Annotated in this window: 6 protein-coding genes; all 6 read right to left on the reverse strand. The window is 41.1% G+C overall.

The genetic code is table 11. The features are described from left to right. Positions 1-205 precede the first annotated feature (205 nt). The gene (locus tag AC1DWN_RS25265) at positions 206-598 is read right to left on the reverse strand and encodes a VOC family protein (protein ID WP_477561656.1); all 393 of its coding nucleotides are present in this window, start codon (positions 596-598) and stop codon (positions 206-208) included. 180 nt (positions 599-778) lie between these two features. After that, positions 779-1,954: a trans-sulfuration enzyme family protein gene (locus tag AC1DWN_RS25270; RefSeq protein WP_477561657.1), complete on the reverse strand. Its 1,176-nt coding sequence runs from the start codon at positions 1,952-1,954 to the stop codon at positions 779-781. Positions 1,955-1,985: 31 nt separating this feature from the next. After that, the gene (locus AC1DWN_RS25275; RefSeq protein WP_477561658.1) at positions 1,986-2,813 is read right to left on the reverse strand and encodes a carbohydrate ABC transporter permease; all 828 of its coding nucleotides are present in this window, start codon (positions 2,811-2,813) and stop codon (positions 1,986-1,988) included. A gap of 1 nt (position 2,814) precedes the next feature. Then, positions 2,815-3,705 carry a carbohydrate ABC transporter permease gene (locus tag AC1DWN_RS25280; protein ID WP_477561659.1) on the reverse strand — a complete coding sequence of 297 codons (891 nt, stop codon included), beginning with the start codon at positions 3,703-3,705 and terminating at the stop codon, positions 2,815-2,817. Between the two features lie 60 nt (positions 3,706-3,765). Beyond that, positions 3,766-5,073: an ABC transporter substrate-binding protein gene (locus AC1DWN_RS25285; RefSeq protein ID WP_477561660.1), complete on the reverse strand. Its 1,308-nt coding sequence runs from the start codon at positions 5,071-5,073 to the stop codon at positions 3,766-3,768. 95 nt (positions 5,074-5,168) lie between these two features. Further along, on the reverse strand, positions 5,169-5,849 hold the full coding sequence (locus AC1DWN_RS25290) for a FadR/GntR family transcriptional regulator (RefSeq protein ID WP_477561661.1): 681 nt from the start codon (positions 5,847-5,849) through the stop codon (positions 5,169-5,171). Positions 5,850-6,151: the final 302 nt, after the last annotated feature.

Genomic DNA, 6,151 nt, shown 5'->3' on the forward strand with positions numbered 1-6,151 from the left:
GTATAAATCACTTAGGGTTTAAGAGTAATTTCTTCATGTGATTCTCTTAATCCAATTCATATTTAGATGGTTAAGCGCTATATTTACTAGTTAGGATAGCCGTTGTTGCCATGCAAAGCAACATCTTTTTTCACAAAAAAATCCTATTGCACATCAGATGATGTGCAATAGGATTCTTCCATACACTCTTATTGGTCTCCTCTTATTACAGTAGATTAAATTGCCATGAAACACCGAACTTATCAACAATCCAGCCGAACTTCTTACTGAAACCATAATTATCTAACGCCATTAGAGCTTCGCCGCCATCAATTAACTTCTCATAAAGTTCGTCTATCTCTTCTTCCGTATCACAAGTAATAAACAAGGAAAACGATGGTGTAAATGAAAATTCATGTTTAATATTACTATCGATACACAAGTATTCAGTTCCCTTTAACGTAAAAGCAGCTTGCATAACACTTCCTTCTTCTCCTGCTTCATTTGCACCATAACGAGAAATACGAATTATTTCTGATTCCTCAATGATCGAAGTGTAATAATTCATCGCTTCTTCCGCATTTCCTTGAAACATCAAAAAAGGGGTAACCTTTTGCATAGTAATCAAGCTCCTTTTAAATAGATTCGTTCATTCTTCCACTAGAAATAAAGTACGCTTAATTCTTTTCCCTATTGTTATTATACCCTATAAAAAATTTGTTCGCCCAGCAACAAACACAAAGAAAAACGCTTAGCTCAAGCCAAGCGTCGTCAGATCTATTTAATTATCATTTCCATACTATTCATTCAATAACTGCCATGCTCCCTCCATGTCTTCGATCAGCATTTCCACATCTTCCATTCCAATATACAGTCTGATCACAGAGGCGTTCGTACCATCAGGATTTCTGTTTACCTTAGTCGCATTTACTGTGACAAGACTCTCATATCCTCCCCAACTGACCCCAATGCGGAAATATTTCAGTGCATTTGCCCACTTTTTCATGACAGCGACTGGTTGCTTCGTTTCAAAGGAGAACAAGCTGCTGTATCCATCCTGTTGATTCAATGCCAGCTCATGCTGGGGATGAGAGCTCAGGCCAGGGTGATTCACACGAATGACCATCGGATGTTTCTCCAAATACTCCRCAACGATCAATCCATTCTTCTGATGACGCTCCATACGCAGCGGAAGTGTGCGAAGACCACGGATCATTAACGATGCTGTGTGTGCCGTCATAATACCACCTAGCAGCATATACCCTTTGTTTCCAATCTGCTGAATAAGCGAAGAATTCCCAATTACTACTCCTCCCAAACAATCACTATGACCGGAGAAAAACTTGGACATGGAATGCAGAACAAGATCAACACCCTTTGTAAGCGGCCGTAGAAAACATGGAGTTGACCAACTGTTATCAATTATTGTAAGCACGCCTGACTCTTTAGCTAGCTTGGCTATACCCTCAAGATCCTGTAGCTGGAAGTAGCCTGAAGTAGGGCTTTCCAAATAGATAATCCTTGTGTTCGGCTGCAAGGCTTGTTCAAAGTCTAATAGCGAAGTCCCGTCTACAAAAGTGACTGCCACCTGATATCTTGCCGACATTTCATTCAAAAATTCACGTGTCGGTCCATACGCCTGCTCAACACAGATTACATGGTCACCTGATCTCAATAGCGCATGCAGAGTACCTGCAATAGCAGCCATTCCGGAAGCGAAGCAGCGCGCTTGCTCACCACACTCCAAATCGGCTATTTTTCTTTCTAAATATTGAACGGTTGGGTTATTGCCTCGAGAATAAACGTTGGCGGATAATACGTCTTGCATCGCGTGATCGAAAGCTTCGTAGTTTTCAAACGCAAATAAGCTGTTTTGATAAATCGGTATCGTTACGGCACCGTAATGTTGTGTATCTACCTGATCATGAGAGACTTTAGTATGCAGTTGATTATCCAATTCTTTTCTCTCTGTCATGTCGTTCCCCTCTATTCAGTCCAGTAATTTCTTAGCCTTTTTCTGCTCCTTGTGTTAAACCCTCTACGATGAAACGTTGGGCAAAAGCGAACAAAACGACGGTTGGAATGACCGACAATACCGTTCCAGCTGACATTGCCCCCCAGTCCACATCAAACTTCATAACGAAAGAATTCATAGCTACTGGCAGCGTCTTCAATGCCTCATTATCGATGAACATTACCGCCATGAACAACTCATTCCAGTTCTGTACAAATGCAAATATAAAGGTTGAAGCAATCCCCGGCAGCATGACCGGAATAATGACTCGGAGCAGCGCAGTCAGGCGCGAACAACCGTCAATCATAGCCGCTTCCTCCAGACTGCAGGGCACACGTTGGAAAAAGCCACGCAGCATAATAGTAGAGAAAGGAATGAGCATAACCGTGTAGCTAATGACTAAAGACAAATGCTTATTAATCAAATTCAAATCCGCCATAAGCAAGTACAATGGAGCCAGTGCAATAAACCCAGGAAGCATCTGCGTAACGAAGAAAGCCATCATAATCTGTTTATGCCCTCTGAACTGAAACCTAGCCAGAACATAACCACTTAGAGTGGCTATGGATATGACGATAGTAGCAGCGATAACTGCGATTATTAAGCTGTTTCCGAGATAAATATGAAATTTGGATATTTCAAATATTTGGACATAGTTATCCAGAGTGAACTGCTTTGGCCAATAATTGATAGGGAATGAGAAAATATCTTTTTGTGGTTTAAGTGAGGTTATAACAATCCAGTATAGGGGAAAGACCATGATTACAAAATGTAGAGCTAAATAAAGTACCTTAAAACCCGTCAGTATACGTGGCTTCATCTTAAAAATCACCCACTTTTTCCGACTTGGTTACAAACAGATAAAAGATCGTGTATAACAATAGGATTATGATCATAGTGACGCCTATAGCCGATGCCATGCCATAGTCCCCTCCATAGATGATCTTATCCAGCATCAGGGAGGAAAGAATATGGGTAGTTCCCGCAGGACCGCCGTTAGTCAATCCATAGATAATCGTAGGGTCATTGAATATCCATATAGCCCGAAGCAATGTCGTAGCTATAATCGTAGGAAGTATAAACGGAAAGGTCACATTGACAAACTTTCGTATGCCCCCTGCCCCATCCATTTCCGCCGCTTCATACAAATCTGCAGGAACTGATTGGAGTGCAGCTAGCAACATGATTGCAAAAAACGCAATGCCATACCATACATTGGCAACGATAACCGACGTCATAGCCCAGCTTGGATCTGAAAGAAAGCCAATTCTCGTCTCAATAATACCTGTACGCATTAAAATATCATTGATAACACCCATCTGAGAATTGAACATCCATTTCCAAATTAACCCGATTAAAAAGCCAGATAAAGCCCATGAGTAGAATATAAACCCCTGATAGACGCCTCTTCCCCAGAACCGTTTTCGCAAGAGTAATGCAAGTGAAAGTCCAATTAGAAATTGGAAGGCTAATGAGAAAAACACCCAGTATGCACTATTCGTCAAAGCCTTTAGAAACTTAGAGTCACCGAAAGCACTAACAAAGTTTTGAAAGCCTATAAAATGAACATTGGTCAAATCAAACAGCACATAGTTCTGAAACGCCATGACAACGCCTTGCAGAAATGGATAGAACGTAAATATCAGCAGCAACACCAATGCCGGAAGCAAGCTGAGTAAAATATACGTTCGCTGCTTTCTCAAATCGATCACCGCCTTCATTAGAAAATGAGATGGGCAGCTCGAGAGCTACCATCAATAATTATTTTCTGTTTATTTATTCATATCCTCTTTCGCTTTAACCCAATATTCATTCCATTTCTTTAAAGTGTCTGCAACAGAGGTTTGGCCTAACAGCATAGCCTGACCAGTTTCCATAGATACGGTACCCCATTGTCCATTTGCAGGGTATTCGAATGCTGGCTTAAAGTTAACGAATGTATCAGGCTTATTCGTCATATCGAGTAAAGTTTTGTATGGACCACTTTGGAAAAATTCGTCTTCAGTAGCGGAGGAGTGCAGCGGAACAGTGCCGTGACTTTTGGATAGCTTTGTATTTTCTTCGGGTGAGGATAGGAATGTGATGAGTTTCCATGCAGCTTCTTTGTTTTCGGAGTAGGAAGTGATGCCCCAGCCTGCGCCTCCAGCAGAGATTAACGCTTTGCCTGCAGGGCCAGTTGGCATTGGAGCTGTTGCCCATGTGCCTTCTTTCATATTCTCAGTCAATACTTGAATAACATCAGGATCCTGTAGGAGAAATGCAGTTACACCGGAAGTAAAGGCTTGAACCTGCTCCTGAAATCCCCAGTTGATTGAATCCGGAGGAGATCCCTCTTTGTATAACTTCACATATAAATCTAATGCAGTTTTAGCTTCTTCCGAAGAATAGATCGTACCACCATCTTTAAGGAACATCGCATCCTCGGTATTAATTTTCTCTGAATTGTACGCTTGAATCAAAGCATCCGGAACACCATTTGCTCCAGGTCCTCCACGGAATGAGAAACCGTAACGATTTTTTGTAGGATCAGTCAGCTTGATTGCTGCGTCAATCAACTCTTGGTAGGATGTAGGTGTGTTGATACCGGCTTCCTTCAACCAATCGGTACGATAAAACAATTGGCGTTGGTACAGACCATTGGGGATGAAATATAGCTTGCCTTTAACTGAAGCAACGGATTGGGCAACAGAGGTTACCGTAGCAAAGTCGCTCCAAGATTTTGTATAGTCGTTCAATGGCTCTACGTATTTATTATTAACGAATTCTGCAACGTTCAAGTCGCGTACTTCCAATATGTCCAGTGTTTGCTTGGCGCCCAGCATCGTTCTAATCTTATTATCCGCCTGATCGAACGGAGGGGAAATCAATTCAACCTTAATGTTGGAGTTCTGAGCCATGAATTTGTCAATACTAGCTTTAATCAATGCAGTACGATTTGGACTAGTTAAGCTTTCGATCATGCGCAGTGTAACAACTTTATCGCTGCTTCCTTTTGACGAATTGCAAGCTGTAGTCAGGGTGAAAACTAACACAATCGTCAAACAGGACAACAGCCATGTTTTTCGTGTCTTACTCAACATATGAATCCCCCTCGAGACATAGTTTCATACTATCTACCTGTATGATAGGTATAATATAATGTAAGCACTTTCATGTTGTCAATCGCTAAATTTGCCTAATATTGGCGAATCGTCGCCTCTATAATGTCCATCATTTTATTGAATTCACCTAATGCATGCTGTACATCATGTTCGGCTATTCCATCAAATAATGTACGATGAAATGGGTAAGTATTGTCGAACAGCTCCTTTACACCAAACGGACCAGCAAAAAATCGCTTTATTAATTCAGATATGGATTCATATACACTATGGAGCAGTGGATTGGCAGCAGCAGCATAGATATACTGATGAAATTCATAATCAATTGCAGAAGTATCAACACCTCTACGTTTGCAGTCATCGTACTCTTCCAAGCATAGCCGCATCTTCTCAATGGTTTCCTTATCAATGCGTAAAGCAGCCAGTTCTACAGCCTTTCCCTCTAAAGCTCTACGCACATCCAGAATATGAAGGAGAAACTTCTTCTCATTCTCAATTTTCACCTTGCCGCTATAACGATAAGATTCGGAGTCATTGACATATATCCCTTTACCGTTGACCACTTTGACGATATCGATCGCTTCTAGATACCTGAGCGCTTCTCGCAAAGAAGAACGCCCTACGCCTAGCAGCTTAGTTAGCTCTTCAGCGGCAGGAAGCTTGTCCCCCTCCTGTAATCCTTTTATCTCAATATATTTTTGGATTTCCTCAGAGACCAATTCATGAACATTCTGTTTTTTTATTTTCTGAATCATTTTTATTCAACCACCCTTTCCACCTGTCAGATAGGTGAATCTTATTCGATTAGTCAATGATTGTCAATAAAGTTTCGCCATCGGTGTTATTCAACAAGCATCCTATTATCCATGGTTTGTATGATCATGTCGGGCATTACACGAAAAAAAGACATTAGGCAAACGCCTAACGTCTTTGGTCACATCTTTAATCCTTCATTTATATACTTATCGCTATTTTTAAGTAACGACAAGTTATCCTATCCTAATTATCTCCAGCCACTGAATACACCATACAGAACTGCTCAAGCTTACTATTGAGC

It is taken from the genome of Paenibacillus sp. P4_A7, from assembly GCF_056402455.1.